Consider the following 21845-nt stretch of genomic DNA (forward strand, 5'->3'; position numbering starts at 1 on the left):
CTGCAATCTTACAATATGCCTTCGTGGATCGAACTCCATACAACAGGTGCATGCCTCACGCCTCGAAGGCGCTCCTAGACCGGGCCGCCGGCCAATTTGTTTTTCAGCACCTCCGCCACCGGCTGAGCCGATGGCTTGCCAGCGCTCGCGAGCCTGGGCTTTGTTTCTTCTGAGCACAGCGGGGAGGATTGCGATGCGCTATAGTATCCGAAGGTACTACCTCTGAATACAGGTGCTACATGGCGACGAGTATCAAGCTCGATGATGAGTTGAAAAGCCGAGTGCAGCGGCTCGCTGGTCTGCGCGATCGCTCAGCGCACTGGATCATGCGTGAGGCCATTACTCAATACGTTGACCGCGAAGAAAAGCGCGAGGCGTTCAAGCAGGACGCAAAACGAGCCTGGGACGATTATCGGACCACGGGTCTTCATGTTACGCACGAAGAAGCCGACGCATGGTTGGCGAAATTGGAAGCTGGCGAGGACGCGGAGCCACCTCAGTGCCACGAGTGATCTGGACGCCGCCTGCACTCAATGATGTGCAGCGCCTGTTTCGTTTCCTCAAATCTCAGAACATCAACGCTGCGCGCCGCGCTGTTGCGGCGATCCGCGCAAGCGTGAAAGTGCTAGCGGACCAGCCTCGAGCAGGCCGCCCCGCTGATGAAATGGATTGTGAATTCCGTGAATGGATCATTGACTTTGGAGACAGCGGATACGTCGCCCTCTACCGTCTCGAGGGCGAGACGGCGGCCATCCTAGCTGTCCGTCATCAAAAAGAAGTGGGCTATTAGAACATCGTCGGGCAGCGTGTTTGTTGCTCGACGTGGCCGACAAGAAAGCGTCTCTAAGTAACGTTAGTAATCCTGATAAAGCGAATTATCGGGATGGCCTTTCAGCGGTAGAATGGGGCTTCCCCCATTTACCTGAGGGGGCAGGGGCCCGTGGCACAAGGCAACGTCGGCATTGCGGGGGGGGGGGCGGAGAGGACGATCAGCACGAGGACGACCATCACGATTTCGGCGCCACCCCCGATCCGGAAATCGCGCGTCTCGTCCTCGAACTCGACCGCAGCATCATGCGGCGTCGCCGCGCGGCGGCGCTGCGCCAGATCGTGCAGGGGCAGCCCGTGCCGCCTCCGATGCAGGTTCCAATGAAGCACAACCGCATCGAACTGCTGGTACTGACCGCCCTGGTCTCGATCTATGGGCCCTCTCTGTTCGGCGCCGACTTCACTCCGGTGCTGGACTAGTACAACATCCCGTAAATACCTTTAATAATTATCGGGCTGCAAATAAGGCTGTAAGAGCGTGACGACGACCTCGGCCATCTCGTCGAGTGAGCCTGTTCCCGGCAGCGGTTCCCATCGGCCGGTGTGGCTGCGAAAGGCGGCACTATAACGATTGCGGGCGAGCTCGGTAAGGCGCGCCACAACCGTCGGGTCCTCATCATCGAGACGTTTGATCAGCAGGTGCCGCCCGTAGGCTTGTGTGAGGATCTGCTCATGGCCGAGCAAGCTGCGCAGTTTACGCTGAAGTTCGTCCGCGTAATGTTTGGTGGGTATGGCTGGCATGTCTGTCTCTCGATTACGATGTGCCCGTTTGCAACGGATAGCCCCGGAAAGTCCATTTGAAGGGGCGTGCTGCCTGATTATGCTCGTGCGTAAACTGCTCGGTGCGCTCGCGCAGGTGCGCGGTGCTGGTATGACTGGCATGGCGTAGCACCCGACGCGTGTAGCGAGCAAACCACAGTTCGATCTGATTGACCCAACTCGCGTGCAGCGGGGTGAAGTGGAAGTGAAACCGCTGATCATGCCGCTCGTTGAACGCCTGCCAGACGGCCTGAGCGCGATGCGTATTGAGGTTGTCCCAAATCACGTGCACCTGTTTGTCCGGGTGAGCAACCGCCACGCGCTCCATGAAGGCGACCAGGTCGTCCTGGGTGCGCCGCTCGCGGCAGTCTGCCAGCACCTCTCCGGTATGCACATCAAGCGCGGCAATCAGCGCCTGAGTGCCGTGCCGGATATATTCAAACTCCCGACGACGCAGCCGTCCCGGTGCCGGCGCGTGCCCCGGGTGCTTGCGCTCGATGGCTTGAATGCCTGTCTTCTCGTCGATGCTGAGCACCACCGCATTTTTGGGCGCCTTGCGGTACAGCTTGCAAATCACATTGACCTTCTCGCGAAAAGCCGGGTCGGGACTGTGTAGCCATTGCTGGACCCGGTGCGGTCGAACGTCGCCAGCCTGCAGAATGCGCTGCACATGGCTGCGGCTGATCTGTTCGACAATGCCACGCTCGATCGCGCGCGCCACTATCTCGTCCAGTGTCGGCGTAACCCGTCCCTCGGGTTCGTGTGCTTCACATGCCAGCGCAATCAACTGCAGTCGCGTTTCTTGCGTGATGCGTGGCGGACGACCGCTACGCTCACCCTCGCGCAGGCCCTGCGCACCGTGCTGTGCGATGCGCTTGCGCCACGCGCAGACCGTCTGCACCGATACGCGCAGTTCTCGAGCAATCACCGTATTCGGATGTCCTTCGTGCGCCCACAGCGCAATGCGTGCCCGCATCACATCTCGCTGAGTCGCGGTCTTCCGCTCGATCAGCGACAGCAGTTCTTCTCGTTCTTTCTTCGCCAACTTCACTGGCGTTGCATGACGACCTTGGCTCATCCCGACATGTTAGCCAACGCAATTATTTAATCAAGCTATTTAGGGGATGTTGTACTAGTTCGCGGAATGCGGTGCCGTGGTCCTGCTGCAGCAGGACGTGTTGGTCAACCCGGCCAACCCGGCCAACCCGGCGAACTCAACTGAGCCTGCCGGCGCCGGAGCTCCGTCACTGCACCCGTGTCGATTTCGATAGGCGCCCGGCGATGTCAACTGATTGAAACCGAGGATGTTCGCCTGACTCCCGATTGAGTGAGATAGTTCGAGGACGTGACGCAGTGGCCGGTGCAGTACCAGCGAACCGGTCGGCGCGCGCCAGCCTGCATACAGGTTCGTGGATAAGGTTAGTACCTGACTTCGCAGCCCAAACGATGGATATCTTTCGAATATCGTATTGAACGCGCAGCGGGTGACGGACGCTCGCGCTTATCGACGCCACGTGAGATAAATGCTTGAAACGACGATCACCGTGAGAAAGTAAGCGATGATCATCACCGAGGTTTTTATGCCAACAAATTCCCCGGCGACCACCACCGCAACCCCCACATGACGCGTCGCGCAAGCTATGGCAAGCGACGTTCGGTCATCCCGCGCCGGTCCCCCTAGCAATTCACCGAAGGTCAGTGCGCAGATCATCAACGCCACGAGCGCGAGTATGGCTGGCCAGCTCATGTCGGATACCAATTGCCAGTTGACGATCAGCAGCATGAATCCGGATATTGCCAGGACGAGGCCGGCGATTGCAATCATGCGCTCCGCAAGTCGCTCCGACCACAGGGGGAAAAGCGCGTGAAGCGCCATGCCTATCGCAAGCGGTAACAGAATGGCTTTGGCCACCGCTATCGACACGGTGCCTGGTGGCAGGGCCACAGCGGCCTGGAAATAAGCGCCAAGGGCTGCTATCCAAAAAGGCACGGCGACGATAGCCGCAAGAGAGGACGTCACCAGCAGGCTGAAGATGTACTCCTGGTTGCCCAGCTTCCGGAGCTTTTTTGGCAACATTGGCGCTCCGGAAGAGACGGCGAGCACCAGCATGGCCGCTTTGACGCCGGGCTCGATCGGGAGCGCCAGCACAAGACCGAAAGCAACCAACGGGACCAGCAGATACATCGCGCCAAGCGAACGGACCATGAGCATGGGCCGCCGCCACAACCAGGTCACGTCTGCGGGCGACGCTCCCGCGCCTACGGCAACGATCGTGACGACGACCGAGACCTTCAGCAGGATCATCAGAATTTCAGTCACGGCATGAGCGCCTTCGGTTGATTGAAGCGGTGGTACGCGCGCTGAGAACTTTAGATAAGCGCAACCGCGAGTGTAGTCACAGGGTTGCAATATCGGCGCGATCAGGCTGCCCAGGATGACGATCGGGCCGCGTACTTCACTTTGCCTCAGAGGAGCCTGATGATGATGCTCAGAAAGACGAAGCTCCCCGAACAGGCCATAACCAGTGCAATAAAAAACGGGGGTCGCCAGACGCTAACGCGTCGAAAGCTGCGTAACTGGGAAATTGATGCCCAATACTCAATCGTGCCCAGCACCATCGAGACCGTACCCATGCCAGTGAGGAAAAGCCCTACGCTTCGGGGGCTGTTCGGATGTGCCAGATGCACGCCGGCATCTTTAAATCCTTGCAACACCTTATAGATAGTGAATCCGAAACTGATCATCGAAAGCGCGGTACGGATCCATGCCATTAACGTGCGGTCGGCGGCCATCAGCGTGCGTGTCGCCGCTAAGTCAGTTCTATCCTCGGCCAATTCGTTCGTCGATCGTGCTTCCGGGTTAGTCACGCCATCTCCGAATGGATTGCGGGGCCGCGCGCAGGCCGGAAAGGCCGGGCGGCCCCGCAGGAGCCGGGCCAGCATACGCGCCAACCTAATCTAGTTCACCTTAAACGCGATTGCCAGGCTCTCCAATCTTTTAAGCGAAGTTTTAAAACGAAATGGTGAAATGCTCTGCTTCGTTTCAATGCTGTTTGCATGGCAGGACCGCCGCAGCGTCGTATTCAGCCAGATCGCTCAATGCGTTTAAAAGGGGGAAATATCAAATTGCGTTTGCTTTCCCTAACCATGCAGCCTTAAATACCCAAGACGTCTGTGTTGCGAGTCGCGAATTGCGCGATATCGGGACCGACATCTCACCGCCACATGGACGGCATCGCCACGCAGATTAAGGTCTTGCTGACCCGCTGACTGTCACAGGGGACCATCGCAATGGAAGCCACGTTGCTTTCTCGCACCGCAGCATCCGTTCAAGATCATCTATCAGTTTCCGAAGCCTCGTTATCCGACGCGCCGCCACGCTTTCATTTACTGGCCAAGCCAAGCGGATCTACCTGCAATATCGATTGCAAATACTGCTTCTTCCTGTCGAAGGAGGCGCTTTACCCAGACGAAAAGCATCGCATGTCGCAAGTGACGCTCGAAACGTATATCCAGCAGTTGCTCGAGTCGCATCGCAGCCCCGAAGTGACGGTGGCGTGGCAAGGTGGCGAGCCGACGCTGATGAAGGTCGAGTTCTTCAGGCAGGCGGTTGAACTGGTCGAAAAGCACCGCAAACCCGGCCAGGTCGTGCAGCATACCTTCCAGACCAACGGCATTCTTCTTGACGATGAATGGTGCGAGTTTTTCAAGAAGAATAATTTTCTTGTCGGGCTCAGTGTGGATGGTCCACGTGCGGTACACGATGCATATCGCGTCGATCGCCACGGTAACGGCACCTTCGACATGGTGATGCGCGGATGGAACGCGTTGCGCAAGCACGCGGTGGAGTTCAACATTCTGTGTACAGTCAACGCCGCTAATCAGCATCACGGCCGCGCGGTTTATCGTTTCTTTCGCGACGAACTCGGCGTGAAATGGGTGCAGTTCATTCCGATCATTGAACGCGCGACGGAACAGACCATTCACCTGGCCAATCTTGGCTGGAGTGAACAGGGTGGCCGCAAGCGTGTGCTCTACACGCAGACAGGCAATCTGGTCACCGAACGCTCCGTCGGGGCAAAGCAGTATGGGCTCTTCCTGATGGATGTCTTCGAAGAATGGGTCCGGCACGATGTCGGTCGCGTCTTCGTTCAATTGTTCGATGTCACGCTGGAAGCCTTCTTCGGTCGCCATCTGCTGTGCATTCATGCGCCGACCTGCGGCTTTGGCCCAGCGCTGGAATATAACGGCGACCTTTACGCGTGCGATCACTTCGTCGAACCAGGATACCGGTTAGGCAATATTCACGAGACGCACATGGTGAAGCTCATGGCTTCGCCCAAACAGCGCAAGTTTGGCATCGACAAACGTGACTCGCTGACCGCGCAATGCAGAACTTGCGAAGTCAGGTCGTTATGCAACGGGGGTTGCCCGAAAGATCGCTTTGCACTCTCGCGCGACGGCGAGCCGGGCCAAAACTACCTGTGTCAGGGACTTGAACTGTTTTTCACGCGATCACGGCCCGCCATGGAGAAGATGGCAAAACTATTTCGCGAGGGACACCCTCCGTCCGACATCATGGCAATCACCGCAAGCGAAGATAAGCGACGCGGGCCGTATGCGCCATGTACGTGCGGCAGCGGCCGTAAATTCAGATTTTGTCATGGCGACAAATCGCCTCGCGCCTCCTTCGAAGCAGCGACGCCGGGGGCATAGCATTACAGCACAAGGTTGATGAGCCGCCCAGCAGGCAATGTTCGCTGCTTCCCTGCCAATGCGCGACATCGTGTTGACGTTTTGCTGCTGCTGTTCAGTCATTAATGCAGCTTCTTCGCCCGATCTGAAGACAAGCCGATCGGGTCCTATCGGAAAGGAGTCGAAGCAATCATGGCAACAAAGCAACCGAATATCCTGATACTTTGGGGCGACGATATCGGCTGGTGGAACATAAGTTTTAACAGCCGCGGGCAAATGGGTTATCGAACGCCGAATATAGACCGTATCGCCAACGAAGGCGTTGCCTTCACGGACTACTACGCACAGCAGAGTTGTACTGCCGGACGTGCCGCGTTCATCACCGGACAGAATCCGATTCGCACAGGGCTAACCAAGGTCGGCATGCCGGGCGCTGATCTTGGCCTGTCCGCAGAGGATCCGACCATTGCTGAAATGTTGAAGCCACTCGGTTACGTCACGGGTCAATTCGGAAAGAACCACTTGGGCGACAAGGACGAGTTTCTTCCCACCATGCACGGCTTCGACGAGTTCTTTGGCAATCTTTATCACCTGAACGCCGAGGAGGAGCCTGAAGACCCGGATTACCCTAAAGATCCTGCGTTCAAGAAGCGCTTCGGACCGCGTGGTGTACTGCATTGCTGGTCAGATGGCAAGGGTGGGCAGAAAATCGAAGATACGGGTGCGCTCACAAAGAAGCGCATGGAAACGATCGACGATGAGACGACTCAGCACGCGTCTGCTTTCATCGACCAGGCTCATAAAGATGGCAAGCCGTTTTTCCTCTGGTACAACACCACGGCAATGCATTTCCGAACCCACTGCGCAGAAAAGCACAAAGGCAAGAGCGGCCAGGGCGACTACAACGACGTGATGGTTGCACACGACGAGAACATCGGCAAAATGCTCGCGAAGCTGGATGAACTTGGTATTGCCGACGATACCATCGTGATGTATTCAACTGATAACGGCCCGCATTTCAACAGTTGGCCCGACGCTGGGATCACGCCGTTCCGCTCGGAAAAGAACACGAACTGGGAGGGCGGCTGGCGCGTTCCTGCATTCGTGCGATGGCCAGGGAAAATTCCGGCCGGCTCAATACTGAACGGGATCGTAACCCATCAGGACTGGATGTCGACCTTCCTCGCCGCAGCGGGCGAACCCGATATCAAAACGAAACTGCTGAATGGTCATAAGGCTGGAGACAAGACATTCAAGGTTCACATAGACGGCTTCAACATGTTGCCCTATCTGACCGGCGAAGTGAAAGAGAGCCCGCGTCAGTCGTTTTTCTATATCAGTGACGACGGTGACATCATGGCAATCCGTGTCGGTGACTGGAAAGCGGTATTGCGAGAGCAGCGAGCGAAGCAGTTGGCGTGCTGGTCTGAGCCGTTTGTTCCGCTACGGATTCCCAAGATGTTCAATCTGAGGCGAGATCCATTCGAGCGCGCCGACGAGAACTCGAATACCTACTACGACTGGATGATTTCCCACGCGTATCTAATCTACGGGATGCAAGCCGTGGTGGCCGCTCAACTCGAAAACTTCAAGAAATATCCGCCCCGACAAAAGGCGGCCTCCTTTAATCTTGATGCGGTGATGCGCCAGCTCGATGACGCGGGAGGCGGCGCAGGGCATTGATGTGTGCAAAGTCTGAATAATCGTGCGGCTCAGCAATGTGTAGATTGCTGAGCCGTTTTGCTCTGAGTTTCTAACCGGATTTCCACTGAGTTGCAATCCTTCTTGATTTCACCAGAGACTATGGCGACGCGAAGGCCATGTCATGAATGACTGTTCGGTTTCGTAACGACGACGCGCCTGCGCTGGCATGTGCAGTCGAACGGCTGGTTTAAGCGACGAAGCGGACTCATGGGCCGGAGAGGTCGGAGGCCGCTTTGGGTCGAATTCGCTCATCCATGGGGAGTAGCTTGCGTTCAAGACGACTGGAGCATGAATGGCCGGCCTCCTTGGTTCGTGAGGCGTCCCGGCATACGTCGATTAACGCCTTCATAATTACTTTATCCTCTGGCACGGAACAATCAGGGCAACTCGGGCGCAAGGACCTTTTGAACGGATCGCCCCGCCAAGAACGAAACCTACAACTTTGATACGGTTCGCGGTATCGATTCGAGGTCACGTACTTCCGAGTCATCGCATGCCTGTTTAATGGACCCGCGAACGACGAAGCCTCGGACCAAAACGCCAAACCGCGCCCGTTGAGGGTGAACCGCACACCGGCGGCTTGGCCGCGTCGTTGAAGGCGCACGTGCGACCTATACTTTTCTTCGGTTCGAAGAGGCATTTCGACGAACACGTGGGTTGGACGTCCTGACGAGGTGCCGCGATGAACGATGCCACCGGAATGAGCGGAAACTCCCCGTTGGCGAGTCTGCGCCAATACTTTCGCAATCTGGGGCAGAAGAAGGGAGAGGTCTTGGTTCGCGAGCCCGGAGCGCGAATGTTCGGCGCACCGGTGGACGTGCATATCGAAGCGGATCGGCAGTGGGAGTACGCCGCGCTCAGTCAGGTTGTGTACGACAAGGCGGAAGCGAGCAAGACCCACGCACGCAGGGGCGTTCCGCTCAAGCCGGATTATTCGAAGCGATCGTTCGATCCGAACATGGCGCTGGCCGAGGGCGACCGGTCGGAATGTGAGCAATTTCCCGGTGAGGAACTCAAGCCGAAACCGGCGAAACGGCATTTGCGCGTCGAAGTGTGGCGCAAGAGTGACCCGACTGAAGTCGCCGTGGTATCGCCGGAACCGTCGCGACGAATATCGAAGACTGGATCAGCAACCTCCGCTGGTTCGTGCCCAGGCACCACGACGAATATAGCGAACTCGTCTCCGCGTTCATTCCGGAGTTCATCAAGATCTTTGAGCAATGTTTTCCTGAAAACCCGCCCGTCATTCATTCGACCGGACATTCTTTGGGCGGTGGACTCGCCCAGCAATTTGCCTATGCTCTGCCCAACCATATGAAGTTCGAACAACCCAAAGTGATACAGGTGTTCGCCTTCGATCCGTCGCCAGTGACCGGGTACTACACCTTGGGCAAGACACTGCGTGTGAGGAACACGGTGGGCATGAAGATCGATCGGATCTTCGAGCGCGGTGAGGTACTTGCGACGGCGCGCTCGCTCGTCGCGTTGATTTATCCGCCCTCGACGATTAATCCAGCGATACGCGCCGTGCGTTACAACTTCTACGGAATCCATAACCCGATACGTGCGCACAGCATCGCGCGGTTGACGGAAGGTTTGTATGAGGCGCGGACAGGCGGAAAGCCATCAATATGAAAGTGGGCGCCAGATCGGCAGGTGGCTTGACGACGAACGAACATCCGTGTCGTCCGCCGTTTGCAGGGCTAGCGAAATCGGTCAGCGAGTCGACGTCCTTGCAATTACCCACAGTCGTCCCGTGCAAGTTCATAGCCTAGCTGAATGTCAATCAGGCGTCGCATGCCGCGCCACACGACCGTATTGCCTGGCGGCGGGTCGCTGGCACGTGCAAGGTAGCCGCCGAGCTGCGCAAGCTTGATGAGGCTGCGCAGCAGCGGCGGAGCCTGTGCCATGCGAGGCGTGTCTTTAACGACCCGATCGAGGAGTTCGACTTCTCTTTGTGTGACCGCCAACTGGGCGGGCGCATGGGCAGCGCACCGGTTGAGCATCGTCAGCCAGAAGATGCGCCAACTCAGGATACAGAACACCGAGATAAGATTGGCTAAGCGATCGGCGGTACGCAGCTTCGATTCTTCAGCCTTGCATCCCGACTTCAGAATCTTATGGCAGGTCTCTATTTTCCAACGCATCGCGTACCAGTCGAGCTTTTCGATAGCGTCAGCGCGAGATTTTACTGGCAGATCAGTGATCAACTTCCACTCGATCGGAGGCCGACCGGCGGGTGCGGCCGCCTCCAGAGCATGAATGACGGTCAGACGTAGGTCGGGATAGCGACGCTGCTTGTAGAGCTCAGTTTTACCCACAAGTCCCGACCGCGATGTCGTATCTTGCAGTACGAGAATCGGGCCTTCCGTCGCCCTAAAGCGCTCAGCACTCGCCTGGAAATGTCCGCCCAGAATATCCTGCTCGCTTACTCGCTCATTGGGCAAGAAGCGGTAAGCGCCTTTCGTGTTCGCCCAGTCTTGGCAGGCGAATGGAATCGTTTGTCCCACGCCCGACCATAGTCTCTCTAACAATGTTCGAAATCGTCTGCGAAGCCTGGCATCTTGAAAACTGCTATCCGTCACCTCGCGATTGATCCAGTCCTCGCCATCTACTCGGCCGGCACCAGTCATTTTCTATCCATAGGTGTCCTAACGTAGTGCAGGCCAACAGAACTTTCTATTATGATGTGGGTAATTGCAAGGTCGACGTCAGACGTACGCGAACTGACAAGAGCGGAGCACTGCGCCGCGGGACGACGTCGGGCAGAGTTCGGCCATCAAGCGACATTCTCCGATCGCTTCTTTAGCCGGTGATGCTCAGCTTTGAAAACACTGCCTGAGGCCAAAACAAGCGTGGGGCGGTTCCGGGGCGAAAAGCCGTGCGCGTACCTTACTTGCAACATTTTTGCTTGTTTGGAATGATCGCTTTTGATCTGAGTTGACGGAGGTATGAGGGCTCGCAAAGCCCGCTGTAGTTGGTCCAGCCCCAACATCGCGGCGTTCAGTGTCTTACTTCTGCGAGTCACTCGGCCGCTTAAAGCCAAACGTGCAACATCTCTGAAGTAGGTTGTTCATAAGCTCCACGACTATCGTTACATCGCGAATAAATCGAACTAATAAAGGCTTGCAAACGTTAAACACATTTTTACAGTGTGGCTCATGAAGAGAAACCGTTAGATCCAGTTTCTCTGTCGTCTGTTCAAAACTGAATCAAAACGGTTCGTGCCTTCGACGTACGCCAAGATACATTCAGACCATTCAATACTGGGATGCGGTTTCTGGCCCCTGGCACGCCTTTTGCTAATGTATGACGAATCACAAACGACAGCCGCCAGCTTATTCGAACGGAGGGCAATAACGGTTGCTACGTATCCGTCAGCGCATCCCGTGGTTGACTGGACGTCGATCAAATATCCACGATTTTCCGCAGTAGACCGTACGAGACACAGATCAGCGGCGTTGGGACTCGACGTTTCTGTCGCGAACAAGGCCTTGCCGTCAGCACTTTCGGGCTGTGGCGCAAGAAGTTTTCGGGCGAAACGCCTTCAACGGGTCCGCTGGCCGTGACGGCCGACGCCGCGTTTGTCATTGCTCGCCTCGAAGGTGAGCCTGCGGCGACACCATCATCTGCGTCAGCTGATACGTCGCCATCGTCATCGACGCGTGATCGCGTTACGTTATCGATCGCCGGCGTTCGCATCGAATTGAGTGGCGTGCATGCCGAGCGCATTGTGCGCTTCGTGCCCGGACAGCTTGGGGGTGCGCGGTGCTGATCGCCGCTGACGTCCGAGCCTACATCTGCCGCGAGCCGGTCGACATGCGCAAGTCGATCGATACGCTGTCGTATTTGGTCGAACCGCTGCTTGCGCAGAAGCCGGCTTCGGGCAATCTGGCGCGAGATGGTGACAGCATGGAATCCCTGGCGAGGGCGTCGCGCGCGCGTTTGCACAGAAGCTCGGTCCACGGCGTCGTCGTCCATCGCATCACTCCAATCACCACGATGGCCAAACCTTCGCATCATGCACGCCAACACTCAAGACGGGTTGCGCTGACGGATACGTTGCTACGGGGCTGATCGCAAAAAAAGTTTCGATGAACGCCACACAGATGCGCTCACGAATTGCAGGCCAGAGAAACACAGAGCAAAGCGCACAGACCAGGCGAATAAAATCATGTTGACTCTTCAATCCGACCTGCACGGCAATCATCTGTTGGGCGCGCTTCCGGCGCATGAATGGCAAGCCATCGCGCCTCATCTCGAACTCGTTCAATTGCGCACTGAGCAGTTGCTGTGCGATTCTGGACAACGCATTCATCACGTGTATTTTCCGACCACGGCAATCATCACGCTGCTGCACACGATGGAAGACGGCGGTTCGGTTGAAGTGGCGGCCGTCGGTCGTGAAGGAATGACGGGCGTGCCAGTGCTGACTGGCGGTGACACGATGCATACTCGCGTGCAGGTGCAGGGCGCGGGCTTCGCGTATCGAATGAGCGCGAGTGCGTTGCGCGAACACTTCGGTCGCTCGGATTTTCTGCGTCGCCTGATGCTTCTGTACATGCAGGCTCTCCTCACGCAAGTGGCGCAAACGGCCGCGTGCAATCGTCATCATTCGTTGAGCAAGCAGTTGTGCCGCTGGCTGCTGATCCAGGCGGACCGTTCGTCGTCGGATCAGATGCGAGTGACGCAGCAGATGATCGCCGACATGCTGGGCGTGCGCCGCGAAGGCGTGACCGGAGCGGCCGGCAAGCTACATGATGCAGGCTTGATCCATCACAGCCGTGGCTGCATCAAGGTGCTCGATCGCGCCGGGCTCCAAGCGCGTGCTTGTGAATGCTAAGGCATCGTCAAGCGTGAATTCGAGCGGATGTTGCCGCGCGCGCGTCAGGCCGAGGCCGTTGCGTGACGGGTAGAAGCGTTGAGTATTCACAACGCCTGGAAACGGGCTTTCATCGCTGGTGATCTCGCTCGCGGAACGGAAGCGTTCCAGCGTTCCGTTATGGTGGATCATTGTCTTTGGCGCGAACGGCATGTCATGATTTCGGATTCCTGAGCGGTTGGCGCCGACCTGACTGCGAAGCATCTCTTTCGGAGCGACGTCATTTTCATCCGCACCTGTTCGATGAACCGTCATTCGCCTGCACTGTCGCTCGAACATCCAGCCGCCGGTTCCATTTAAGAACCGGCGATCGATTGGCGATAGTAAAGCGGTGCTTTCGGTCAATAGTTGCCATTCGGGCAGCTAGAGTTGGGTGGCAAGGTCGTGCTACTCTGCTCGCTCATTAGCGTAAATTGATCGCCTTGCTTCTGCAGCTTCACCGCACCCGCGCGGCAAGGCGTGCAATGATGCGGTCAGCCATCGCACGGTCGATGACCTCGAATGACCGGCTCGTGCGCTCATAGGCATACATGTCGCCAGTCGCGATGTCGAACCACCAACCGCTTAATACCAGCGCCCCGGCTGTGACCTGCTGGCGGACGATCGGATACGTCATCAGATGCTCGAGCTGAACGAGCACGTTAAGTTGTGACAATTGATCGTGCGGTTTCAGCTTGTCATCGAGCGGACCCTCATGTTCGAGGCGAAACGCTGCGTTGTTGGCGTGGTACAACCATTTATCGAGGTTCGGCGCTTTCAGCTTGGCGTTACGTATATACACGGCTTTCATCGCACCGCACTCGGAATGCCCGCACACAACAATATTCGCGACTTTCAACACCAGCACTGCGTACTCGATCGCGCTTGCTTCGGAAAGGTCACCGGTAGAGACCCCGTCGGCAGTCGCCGGTGGTACCAGGTTGCCGACGTTGCGCATCGTGAACAGAGCGCCCGGATGGGTCGAGGCAAGTAGGTCAGGCACGACCCGGCTGTCCGAGCAAGTGATGAATAGCGCATCAGGTGTCTGCGCGAGCGCCAGTTCGCTGAACCGCTTTGCATATTGCGGCAGCATCTTCTCGCGGAATTCAACGATGCCCATTATGAGCTTGCGCATGGCTTGCCTCCGGAAGGGCTAGTTGTTCGTCGTTGCGCCTCGAACCTCCGAGCCCTTGCGAGTCGGGGATGCGGGCCAACGCCAGGTCCTCCTGAAACGGATGCTTTGATACGATCGCGCGATCGAGCAGTGTCAATTCGACGAGCAATGCGTCGTGACGATGCTCCGGCAGGGTCTGAATGAGGTTCTCTATCGCCGCGCGCAGACGCCGCGCGACTTGAATGCTACCCGCGCCGCACTGTCGTATCTCGCGGAAACTGATATGTACGAAATCCTCCCAATTGGGCGTCCGCAAGATCACGCGCACTCGCCCCGACGTATCCGCTATCTCTTCGATGTGCAGAGACCGTTTGCCCACCATTCGCAACAGTCGGTGCAACTGGTCGATCGCAAGCACGGCCGTGGTCGGATCGTTGATCGCCGCCGACAGCGCTTTGAGCGCGATATCGACCAGGATGCGAAACGCGAACATGGGGTCTTGCTCCATCGTGCGTTCCCTCCCGACAGCGACAAGTGCGCACAGTCTGCGGTCGTCGATTGCGCTAGAGTTCCCGTACAAATAAAACAGGGGTTCGTCCACCGCGACGAAATCACCGACTTGCGGCACGAATTCGATGACTATGCCAGCACGCCGCGCCTTGGCTACCAGCATTTCCAGATTCACGGCCAGAGCGATGCCGGATTTGCCGCGCTGGCGAACAATGCGATCAGGAGTTCCTCGCTCTTTGTCACGTTCCGGCGGGGCAGGTACGTCTGTAGTCCGGGCGCGATAAACGCTCTCGATGACCGCAATCCCTTGCTCCCCGACGCGCGCGACGAGGCTTACAGGACGCAGAAATTTCGCGGCGTAGTCAATGAGGAAAAGGAAAGCGACGACCGAAGCGAATCCGAATATCGCTGTGATGAACACTTGAAGCTGGTGTACCTCACTCTCACCCATCCAGCCGAGCGTTCTATTGGCGAACAGCAGCGTGAAAACGAATAATCCCGAGATGCCACGGATTATGTTATCGCGCAGAAGTGTCGTTGCGATGATTCGCGGGGTGTATTGGCCGCCAGCAACTTGGATTGCGACGAGCAGTGACCCGAACGTAAATACCAGAAACGCCATGTCTGCGGAAACGATGTCCCCGACCAACGACCGGGCTCCGGTCATGGACAGCCCAAGAAAGCCGGTTTTCGGATCAAGCGTCCCCTGTTTGATCATCCACCGTCCCACCATTTCGGTAACAGGTTTCACCACGGCATAGATCGCGACTGCGATGAGCGGCACAGTCCACAGCGAAGACCTTAGGTAGCTCGTTAAGCTGTACCGGCGATTCCAGTCCATGCCTGTCTCTCCCTACGAATTCGTATCGCAGCGTCCACCAGGGTATTCGCGATTCTCCAGGTGAAACTGAGTCCGCTGGTCTTGGGTCGAGTTCCACTGGCCCGGACCAGACTACGGACAGTTGGACATTCCCGCTACAATGGTCCCTGAAATTCAGGCGGTCAATGAGACCTTCGTCCAACAGGCGGCGCCGCGCTACGGCGTCGGTCGCTCCAAAATTTAGGTTACCGAGATTCAATCGGTTTTCCCGAAACAGGCCGCGCACGCGATCGACCTCCGATTGCTATTATTCAAATAGCGACTATCGGTAACGATTTACTAGTTAGCTCGAAGTGTGGATGGCCGTTAACACCTTGAATCTGACGTCCGGGAAGCGCTTTTCTTGCTTCATCGGATGAGCATATCTATACGATTCGGCTACTTGGGGTACGAATCCAATCGACAAATCGATGCGAGGACCATGACGTCCAACGGTGCCCGATCGAAGTTGCCTTGCGAATCCCATCGCGCGCTCTCGATCGTTGTTGAAGACGGCTGCGTTCAGAACCCGGATAGGTCACAAGCTTCGGTCCAGGACAGGCGCGATGTCGCCACCCATCGAAAGGCCGAGCCTGCGCACGATAGAGACATCCGTTCGACCGACCACTTGCAGGCTCGCCGTCACCACGCCTTCCTCATGCGCGAACGCCTCAAAACCCGCTCTGCCGGATCAGCGCGCCGAGCACATGCGTGCCGCCTTCGACCAGCAGACTCCTGCGCGCACCATCGATCTGCAATTGCCCGCGCGTTTCCCACATGTTGACGGGCGGCGCATCCAGCCCGACGAGCACATGAAACAGCGCCGGGTTGGGAACCAGTGCGCCACGCTCCGACGACACCGCAAGCGGCCCCTTGTAGCGCGACGCGAGCATCGGGTGATCGAGCTGACGCACGCGTGTGGTGTCGATGGCGAGCACGCGCCCGGCGATCGGCGCAACCTGTCCGACGGGATAGAAGCGCGCCCGGTCGCCGACGGCGATGCGCTGAATCTCGTCCTGTTTGACGAACGCGTCGACCTGCCAGCTACGCGGATCGATCAGCACGCCCACCGGTACCTTCGGATTGATCCATTGCCCGGCGCGCCATTGCGGATCGACGTCGGTCCAAAGGCCCGCGAACGGCGCGCGCAGGCTCAGGCGTGCGATCTCCGAATGCGCCGCGGCAGCTTCCTCGTATTGCACGCGCAGGCGCTCGCGCACCGAGGTCTGCTGATCGAGCCCGTTCGCGTCGGCGATGAGACCCGCAAGGCGACCTTCGTAGCCGCGAATGCCGGCTTCGCTGCGGCGCATTCGTCCGGCGATGTCGGGTTCGTCCATTTCCATCAGCGTGGCGTCGGGATGGACCGGGCCGGCCGGCCGAATCGTCTGGATGCGCGCGGGAAACGGCACGAACACGCGCAGCACGCGCTCCGCGCGCGCGACGCCGTCCGCGTGGATCTGCGTGCGCCAGGGCACCGCCAGCAAGCCGAGCGCACCGGCGACCAGCACGCCGAATACGAGCCGGCGCCCACGCGCCACGCGCCGCCGATTCGCCCACCAATAACCCAGTTCGCGCCACACTGGCAGCAGGATGAACCAGCTCACTTCGACTGCGAACAGCATGATGCCGAGCAGCTTGAAGAAGAACAGATACACGGTGACCGCGATACCGAGAAACAGCACGAACCGGTAGATCCAGGTCACGAACTCGAACGCGACCAGCAGACGCCGTTGCATGACGCCGAACGGTTCGGGCCACGGATCGTCGAGGCCGAGAATCGCGCGTCGCAGGCTCACGCGCGCGAGCGCGGACGCCCGGAAGTGCAGGTTCGGAAAATCGAGCAGATCCGACAGGATGAAGTACCCGTCGAAGCGCATGAACGGACTCGCGTTGAGCGCGAGCGAGAGCACCCAACTGGTCGTCGCGAGATAGAGGAACCCGTTGCGCAGCGGCCCCGGATCGCTCAACGCCCAGCACAGCGTCGAGAGGCCCGCGAGCGACAGTTCGCACAGAATGCCCGCTGACGCGATCGCGAGCCGCTGGCGCGCGCGCTTGAGCTTCCAGCTTTCGCCAGTGTCGGTGTAGAGCATCGGCCACAGCACGACGAACGCCACGCCCATATGCGCGACCTTCAGCCCGAGGCGCGTGGCGACGATCGCGTGCGCCATCTCGTGCAGCGTCTTGGCGACGATGAGCGCCAGCGCGAAACTCAGCATGCCTTCGACGGAGAAGGACTCGACCACGGCCTTCGTGAACACGTCCCACTGCTGAAGCACGAGCACGATCCCGACGACGCTCGCGATCACGACGATGATCGGCGTAGCCGGCGTGAACAGCCAGTCGAGGCGTTTCGCGAGCCACGCGAGAAAGCGTTGCGGACGCAACAGCGGAATGCGGAAGAACAGATAGTGATGCAGCCACCAGCGCCACGTGAACCATCGCGCGCGCTGGGCGCATCGCAGACGGGCGAGCGTGTCGGGTGTCGGCTTGAGAAGTCCGTGCCGTTCGAGAAACGCGCGAAATGCGATCACCTGCTCGATCACCGGCCTGAGCGCGGTCTCCTGCCCGATCTCGCTGCAGATCTGCGCGGGCGGCCTGTCCCAGCGCAGCAGACATTCGAACTCCAGCCAGCCGATCCGATAGAAGCGGTTGACGACGATGTCCTGAATCACCCACGCGGGCTCGCCGTTTCGTCCCGGCGATGCTTCCGAGAGGCGCAGGTCTTCGCGCAGGGCGGGCGAGGGCGCATCGGGATCGATTGTCATCACAGTCCCGACCAGGCGCGCAGCGCGGCGAGCGGCCGGCGCAGCAGATAGTACGCGAGACTCACCGGCCGGCCATACAGCTTCGCCGTGCCGTGCAGGCCGAGCCGCGCATGCTCGCGCTCGCTCGCGCCGTCATCGACGCTCGCGAGCAGCCGGTACGCGACGATGTCATCCTCGGTCGCTTTCGCCTCGTAGCTCGTTTCGACGATGCGTCCATGCAGCGGCGCGAGCGGCCACGCAGTCAGATAGAGCGTGACCTCGTCGCCGGGATCGAGCGCGATGGCGTCCGCGACGGCCAGATGGATGAGGATCGCGGGCTTGCCCGGATCGGCGAGTTGCAGGATGCGCTCGCCGGTGATGACGGGCTTGCCGATCCAGTCGTTGGGATCGCTGAACACGGCCACGCCGTTTTCCGGCGCGAAGACTCGCGTGCGCTGCAACTGCGCCGTCACTGCGGCGAGTTCCGCGCGGCGCTGTTCCGCGACGCCGTTCAGCACGGTCAGCTCGTTCTTGCTCTGCGCGTTGTCGAAGGCGCGCTGGCTCGAGGCGGTCAGTTCCGCATCCGCGACGGCGACCTGTCTTTGCAGCACGTCGACACGGCTTTTCAGCGACGTTTCGTCGAGCGAGAAGAGCAGCGCGCCCGCATCCACGCGCTGATTGGGCCGCACGGCGAGCGAGGCGATGACGCCGTCGATCGGCGAGCTGATGATGCGCGCGCTGCCCGAGACGATTTCGGCGGGCGCGAGCACGGTCTGGCGCACCGGAACGAACAGCAGCAGCGCGGCGGCCGCGCACGCGACGAGCACCTGCCGGCGCGACGGCCGCCAGCCGAAGCGCAGGCTGCGCCGCGTGAGCGACCACCAGCAGTAGCCCCAGGTCTTGACCGTGCCGCGCAGCACGGCGGCGAAGGCGTCGGCGGGCGGATCGTCGAGCAGCACGAAGAGCAGCGCGAGCCGCTTGCCGTTGGGCGCATGCACCGGCACGCACCAGACGCCCTTCGGCCACCATTCGGCCCAGCCATCGGCGATATCGGGCGGCGGATCGACGGCGTCGCGCGCGAACCATTGCGGCTCGTCGCTCGCGAGTTGCGCCGCGATCCACGCGCTCGCGCGCCCGAGCCAGACGAGATAGGGTGAATCCTCGGCGGGCGAAGCGAGACCGGACGCGCACACGAGTTCGCAATGCCTGCCGCGATCGGCGAACACGAGCGCCTGACGAAAGGGCTGCACCGCGTGCAGATCGTTGGCCATCGTGAACGCGAGCGCGTCGACCGTTTCGGCCGCCATCGCGCGCTCGCGCAGCGCGTCCAGATAGAGCAGCAGCGGTGCGGGAGGGAAGGGTTCGTTCATCGCGGCTCGTTCAGGGATTCGCCGGAATCCGCGCGACGCCGCTCATGCCGGCGACGAGATCCTGCGGCGCGCCGTCGAGCTGTGCTTCGAGTTCGACCGTCTGCGCGACGGCGTCGACCCGCGCGTTGACCGCGCTCACGTGCGCCGGATAGGTCTTGCCGGTTTCGTGGATGGTGATATCGAGCCGGCTGCCCGAGCGCAGCCTGACGAGCAGCGCGGATGGCACGTTCAGCCGCACCTTGAGGGCGCCGTCGCTGACCAGATCGACGATCGGCGTGCCCGCGCTGACGGTCTGATAGGGCTTGACGTACACCTTCGCGATACGTCCGCTGAACGGCGCGATCACCTGGCAGTAGCCGAGTTGCGCTTTCGCGAGCGAGAGCGCGCCCTTGGCCTTTTCGACATCGGTGGATGCCATCGCCACCTCGATGTCCCCCGCGGCCTTCAGTTCGCGCAGGCTGCGCTTGGCGGCGAGATTCTGAGTCGCCATGTTCAGTTCCGCTTTCGCGACATTCGCGCGCGCCTGCACTTCGGCGCAGTTCATTTGCGCGATCACGGCGTTCTTTGCGATCGGCTTGCCGAGCGACGCGTGCAGATCGGTAACGGTGCCGTTCATTTCACTCGACAGCGTGGTTTCGAGACTGGGCGCGAGCAGCACGCGGATCGCGTTGGGATCGTCGAGACCGTCGCCGGCGGGTTTCGCGGCCTGCGCGAGCGGCAGGACGAACAGCAGAAGCGCCGCCGCGCGCCGAAAGCGTTCAGCGCACGGATACGGCATCGCTCGCTCCGGCGGGGTGGGCGACGAGCGGTTGCTTCATCGAAGGCGCGGGCGGCGACATCTGCCCGAACGGCGCGAGCGGTGCGGCCGAATCGGGCGCGGGAAGCCTCGGCAGATACTCCTCCTGCCGTGTCATCGTGCGTCTGATTTCGAGTGCGAGCGTATCGACGTCGTCCTTCGCGATGGCATCGGGCATGACGTCATAACCGAGCGAGTTGTAGAGCCGTCCCCACGCCGACTGGCAGTCGGAATACGCCGCCTCGCGCAGATAGCGCGACAGCAGATAGCGCCCTTCGGCGCGGATCACTTCCAGCTCGGACCCGATCGACGACGTGCGGGCGGCGTTGGCGTAATCGAGGAGATCGTGATCGACCCGCAGGCTGTCGTCGGCGAAGCTCAGTTCCTGCAACGCAAGCTGATAGCGCAGCGAGCCGATTCGCACTTGCGTGAGAATCGCCATCGAAAGCGCCATGCGCCGCAGATTGTCGGTCTGCTCCTGCGAGGCGGCCTGCTCGTTGAGCGCCGGCAGTTGCAGCAGCCGGAACAGGTTCAGCGACACGCGCACGCCCACCGCCGCCCAATAGTTGTTGTAGAGATAGGTGTTGGAGTCGTAGTTCACATTCATGTCGATGCCGATGTTCGGCCACAACTGCGCCTTGGCGATCCTGATGTCGTTCTCGTTGACGCGCTTGCGATACCACTCCTCCATGATCTCCGGGCGGTTCTGCAAGGCGATCAGTTCGAGCGTCGGCTGCGGCGTGGACAGGGGTGGCAATGGCAGCGCGCCATCGTTGGTATCGGCGAGCACGAGCGGCGTGCCGGGCGGCAGCGACATCAGCGCGACCAGTTCGGCTTGCGCGAATTCGAGATCCTGGCGGCGCACGGTCAAGAGCGAAATGGCGTCGAGCAGCGCGCGCTGATAGGCCAGCACGTCCTGCCGTGGCATGAGTCCCTTGTCCTGCGCCTCGTGTGCATTGCGCAGCGCGGTCTGGGTGCGCGCGATCAACTGATCGACTTCCGGTTTCAGGCGCTGCGCGGACAGCGCGCGCCAGTAGGCGTTGCGCACATCCTGAAGCACGTTCTGCGCGACCTTGCGGCGGCGCTCCTCGGCCATCAGCATCTGGTCGGAGCGTTGCTGCGTGCGGTAATACGCCATGCCGAAGTCGATCAGGTTCCACGTCATGCCGAGCGACACCAGTTCGTGATAGCGCTGCTCCGACGTGGACGGCCGCAAGCTCACCTGACGATCCTCGATGCCGATCGACGTTCCGCCCGAGTCGTTGCTGCGATACGAATAGCCCGCCGAAGCCACCAGTTGCGGCAAGAGCGCATTGGTCGAAACATCGCGCAGATTCGCGGCGAGCGCGCTTTCCATCAGCTTGAGCCGGTAGTCGAGGTTGTACTTCAGCGCGCGCGCGGCGGCCTGATAGAACGTGATGGGGCCTTTGACCGGCTCCTGCGCGTCGTACATGGCGAGCTGGTCGGTGACGACGCGATCGCGGATCTGATCGGACGTCGCGGGTTGCGGCTGAAGGGACGAGCAGCCCGCGAGAACGCACAGCGCGAAGGCGGCCGCGGCTCCGGACAGATGCGGCTGAGGTCTTGGCATGGCGCGAATCCTCG

Annotated in this window: 20 protein-coding genes and 1 pseudogene; 10 read left to right on the forward strand and 11 right to left on the reverse strand. The window is 59.7% G+C overall.

Translation table 11 applies throughout. The features are described from left to right. The first annotated feature begins 239 nt into the window (after positions 1-239). From AWB79_RS25040 to AWB79_RS39670, 3 genes are read left to right on the forward strand one after another with little or no spacing between them, the layout of a single operon-like run. The gene (locus AWB79_RS25040; protein WP_061170138.1) at positions 240-512 is read left to right on the forward strand and encodes a CopG family ribbon-helix-helix protein; all 273 of its coding nucleotides are present in this window, start codon (positions 240-242) and stop codon (positions 510-512) included. After that, a complete protein-coding gene (locus AWB79_RS25045) occupies positions 500-790 on the forward strand; it encodes a type II toxin-antitoxin system RelE/ParE family toxin (protein WP_061170139.1) in 291 nt (96 codons plus the stop codon). The genes AWB79_RS25040 and AWB79_RS25045 overlap by 13 nt, the downstream gene beginning before the upstream one ends. 20 nt (positions 791-810) lie before the next feature. Beyond that, positions 811-1248 (forward strand): hypothetical protein, encoded by a 438-nt coding sequence (locus AWB79_RS39670; protein ID WP_157695841.1) that lies wholly within the window; start codon positions 811-813, stop codon positions 1246-1248. Positions 1249-1269: 21 nt separating this feature from the next. Here AWB79_RS39670 and AWB79_RS25050 read toward each other — a convergent pair whose 3' ends face one another. From AWB79_RS25050 to AWB79_RS25065, 4 genes are all read right to left on the reverse strand, one after another. Then, the gene (locus AWB79_RS25050) at positions 1270-1569 is read right to left on the reverse strand and encodes a hypothetical protein (protein WP_061170140.1); all 300 of its coding nucleotides are present in this window, start codon (positions 1567-1569) and stop codon (positions 1270-1272) included. A gap of 13 nt (positions 1570-1582) precedes the next feature. After that, a complete protein-coding gene (locus AWB79_RS25055; RefSeq protein WP_061170141.1) occupies positions 1583-2665 on the reverse strand; it encodes an IS630 family transposase in 1083 nt (360 codons plus the stop codon). Between the two features lie 423 nt (positions 2666-3088). Continuing rightward, positions 3089-3907 carry a bile acid:sodium symporter family protein gene (locus AWB79_RS25060; RefSeq protein WP_157695842.1) on the reverse strand — a complete coding sequence of 273 codons (819 nt, stop codon included), beginning with the start codon at positions 3905-3907 and terminating at the stop codon, positions 3089-3091. A gap of 146 nt (positions 3908-4053) precedes the next feature. Then, positions 4054-4455: a YidH family protein gene (locus AWB79_RS25065; protein ID WP_198399094.1), complete on the reverse strand. Its 402-nt coding sequence runs from the start codon at positions 4453-4455 to the stop codon at positions 4054-4056. Between the two features lie 423 nt (positions 4456-4878). Between AWB79_RS25065 and AWB79_RS25070 the strand changes: the two genes are divergently transcribed. From AWB79_RS25070 to AWB79_RS25080, 4 genes are all read left to right on the forward strand, one after another. Next, a complete protein-coding gene (locus AWB79_RS25070; RefSeq protein WP_082862460.1) occupies positions 4879-6303 on the forward strand; it encodes an anaerobic sulfatase maturase in 1425 nt (474 codons plus the stop codon). Between the two features lie 171 nt (positions 6304-6474). Beyond that, positions 6475-7965: an arylsulfatase gene (locus AWB79_RS25075; RefSeq protein WP_061170143.1), complete on the forward strand. Its 1491-nt coding sequence runs from the start codon at positions 6475-6477 to the stop codon at positions 7963-7965. A 703-nt stretch (positions 7966-8668) separates the two neighbouring features. Then, positions 8669-9304, forward strand: a complete 636-nt coding sequence (locus AWB79_RS40575) for a hypothetical protein (RefSeq protein WP_232470999.1) — start codon at positions 8669-8671, stop codon at positions 9302-9304. Continuing rightward, entirely contained in the window at positions 9253-9621 is a 369-nt protein-coding gene (locus AWB79_RS25080; RefSeq protein ID WP_232471000.1) for a hypothetical protein, read from the forward strand. Before AWB79_RS40575 ends, AWB79_RS25080 begins: the two co-directional genes overlap by 52 nt. Positions 9622-9725: 104 nt before the next feature. On the opposite strand, the gene AWB79_RS25085 is transcribed toward AWB79_RS25080, so the two are convergent. Continuing rightward, complete coding sequence (locus AWB79_RS25085; RefSeq protein WP_063963536.1) at positions 9726-10619, reverse strand: IS4/Tn5 family transposase DNA-binding protein; 894 nt, start codon at positions 10617-10619, stop codon at positions 9726-9728. An 818-nt stretch (positions 10620-11437) separates the two neighbouring features. Here AWB79_RS25085 and tnpA point away from each other — a divergent pair. The 3 genes and pseudogenes from tnpA (at position 11438) to AWB79_RS25090 (ending at position 12895) form a co-directional block, all read left to right on the forward strand. Beyond that, entirely contained in the window at positions 11438-11761 is a 324-nt protein-coding gene (tnpA, locus tag AWB79_RS41180; protein WP_445343939.1) for an IS66 family insertion sequence element accessory protein TnpA, read from the forward strand. A 44-nt stretch (positions 11762-11805) separates the two neighbouring features. Then, positions 11806-12063 (forward strand): hypothetical protein, encoded by a 258-nt coding sequence (locus AWB79_RS40965; protein WP_198399095.1) that lies wholly within the window; start codon positions 11806-11808, stop codon positions 12061-12063. A gap of 97 nt (positions 12064-12160) precedes the next feature. Beyond that, positions 12161-12895, forward strand: a pseudogene (locus AWB79_RS25090) (Crp/Fnr family transcriptional regulator). A 409-nt stretch (positions 12896-13304) separates the two neighbouring features. Here the strand turns inward: AWB79_RS25090 and AWB79_RS25095 are convergent. The 6 genes from AWB79_RS25095 to AWB79_RS25120 all read right to left on the reverse strand — a co-directional run bounded on the left by AWB79_RS25095 (position 13305) and on the right by AWB79_RS25120 (position 21831). Beyond that, entirely contained in the window at positions 13305-13982 is a 678-nt protein-coding gene (locus tag AWB79_RS25095) for a carbonic anhydrase (RefSeq protein WP_061170145.1), read from the reverse strand. Further along, a complete protein-coding gene (locus AWB79_RS25100) occupies positions 13954-15312 on the reverse strand; it encodes a DUF2254 domain-containing protein (protein ID WP_082862461.1) in 1359 nt (452 codons plus the stop codon). The genes AWB79_RS25095 and AWB79_RS25100 overlap by 29 nt, the downstream gene beginning before the upstream one ends. Positions 15313-16001: 689 nt before the next feature. Then, positions 16002-18095: a site-2 protease family protein gene (locus AWB79_RS25105; RefSeq protein ID WP_061170146.1), complete on the reverse strand. Its 2094-nt coding sequence runs from the start codon at positions 18093-18095 to the stop codon at positions 16002-16004. Further along, positions 18095-19444, reverse strand: coding sequence for an efflux RND transporter periplasmic adaptor subunit (locus tag AWB79_RS25110; protein WP_061170147.1), 1350 nt, complete (start codon positions 19442-19444; stop codon positions 18095-18097). The genes AWB79_RS25105 and AWB79_RS25110 overlap by 1 nt, the downstream gene beginning before the upstream one ends. Before the next feature lie 10 nt (positions 19445-19454). Then, complete coding sequence (locus AWB79_RS25115; RefSeq protein WP_061170148.1) at positions 19455-20222, reverse strand: efflux RND transporter periplasmic adaptor subunit; 768 nt, start codon at positions 20220-20222, stop codon at positions 19455-19457. Next, positions 20203-21831 (reverse strand): TolC family protein, encoded by a 1629-nt coding sequence (locus AWB79_RS25120; RefSeq protein WP_232471003.1) that lies wholly within the window; start codon positions 21829-21831, stop codon positions 20203-20205. Before AWB79_RS25120 ends, AWB79_RS25115 begins: the two co-directional genes overlap by 20 nt. Between the last annotated feature and the right edge of the window lie 14 nt (positions 21832-21845).

It is taken from the genome of Caballeronia hypogeia, assembly GCF_001544875.2.
Classification (GTDB): Bacteria; Pseudomonadota; Gammaproteobacteria; order Burkholderiales; family Burkholderiaceae; genus Caballeronia; species Caballeronia hypogeia.